This window comes from Pseudomonas kitaguniensis (assembly GCF_009296165.1).
GTDB lineage: Bacteria > Pseudomonadota > Gammaproteobacteria > Pseudomonadales > Pseudomonadaceae > Aquipseudomonas > Aquipseudomonas kitaguniensis.
This window is the reverse complement of record NZ_VUAZ01000199.1, coordinates 1-1,423: the sequence shown is the minus strand read 5'-3', so window position 1 is coordinate 1,423 and position 1,423 is coordinate 1. Positions and strand designations below refer to the sequence as shown.

Genomic DNA, 1,423 nt, shown 5'->3' with positions numbered 1-1,423 from the left:
GGCTGGTCGCTTTTACCCTCGGCGAGCTGGTAGTCCGCACGATGGCGCTCCAGCCCGCGTTTGGCCAGGTGCCTGCCGCGGGTGCGGTCGATAAAACGGCCGGGGTAATCGTAGTCTTCCAGGTCGGGCTGGGCGTCGCCGCGGCTGTCGGATTCGAGGGTGATGTGCGGTTTTTCAAAGTCATAATCGCGACGTGTGGTGCGGCTGGTGCGGGTTTCCAGGCGCAGGTCGAAACGCTTGATGACCGGGTCGTTTGCGACCAGGCCGGAGTCTTGCTGGTAGGCCACGGGCGCGAGTTTCGGGAACACCGTTTGGTCATCGCCGAACACCAGTTTGTGGCCGCTGGCGCTGTGCTGAAAGTGGTAGTGAATACCTTCTTCCTCGCACAGGCGCTGTATGAAATGCAGGTCCGATTCATCGTATTGAACGCAGTAAATGCGCTCGGGATAAATCGTGCCGAGGTGGAAGGTATAGGCATTGCTTTGGATGCCGTGTTCTTCAAGGACCTGGCCAATGATTTTCGGCACCGTGAGGTTCTGGAAGATGCGCTGGTTGATGCGGTGCGCCAGGTAGGAGAGTTGCGGCCGCAGCGTCACGGCGTAGCGCGTCAGGCGCTTGCCGGAGTCGCCCTGGGCGGCACGGTAGATCTGCCCGTGAATGCCGCTGCCGTCAGGTGACAACTGCAAAAAGGCCGGTTTGTGCAGCAGGCTTTCGAGGTCGAGGGACGGCTGTTCACTGACCAGTTCAATCTCGAACGCGAACGGTTGGCTGATCGCCTCGCGACCGCTCAGGCTGAAAACTTGAAGGTCGTTTGCCAGCCCCTCGATGGTCAGGCTGAAGTGAGTCTGATTGGCCGGCGCGAACATCCCTTGTTCCTTGTGTCATGCAATGCTGAAAACAACATCGACCAGCAGGGCTGGCCGATGTGTGCAACGGTCAGCCAGGCTTAGCCAGCGACCGGCGAACGCCAGTCATCGGAACCCGAAGTACCGGATACTTCGTGGGTCCAGGTGATTTTGCGGTAGGTGAATTCGACGTCTTCCAGGTGAGTGAAGTGCGAGTTCGCCGGGTCTTGGCAGTTGTGCATGTAGTCCTTGATGTCGACGATGATCGCGTCTTCAAGTTTGGTGGTGAAGTAGTGTTCCTGGGTGCCGGCAGCCGAGGTGCGGTACCACTGGATGGTGATTTCGGTCAGGCGCTCGCCGGAAGTCAGGGCCGCCAGCAGCAGAGGCGAGGACTTGTCGAATACCTTGGTGATTTTGACCGGTTTGTGTACGCGCTGGCCGGTAGGTTGGCCGGACTGCGGGTCACGCGGGATGATCACTTCGTGGCTGAAGCCCTGAACCATGACCTGGTCTTCGTGACCTTCCTGGTAGGTGTTGCCAACCGAATCGGCGGTGAAAGCACCGGCGGTGATCAGGCC

2 protein-coding genes are annotated in these 1,423 nt (G+C 59.6%); both read right to left on the bottom strand.

Features of this window, described 5'->3' with window-relative positions; all coding sequences use genetic code 11:
- The coding region (gene tssI, locus F0169_RS26045; RefSeq protein WP_152748018.1) for a type VI secretion system tip protein TssI/VgrG at window positions 1–866 on the bottom strand (866 nt) is incomplete at its 3' end.
- 80 nt (window positions 867–946) lie between these two features.
- The coding region (locus F0169_RS26040; protein WP_152748017.1) for an Hcp family type VI secretion system effector at window positions 947–1,423 on the bottom strand (477 nt) is incomplete at its 5' end.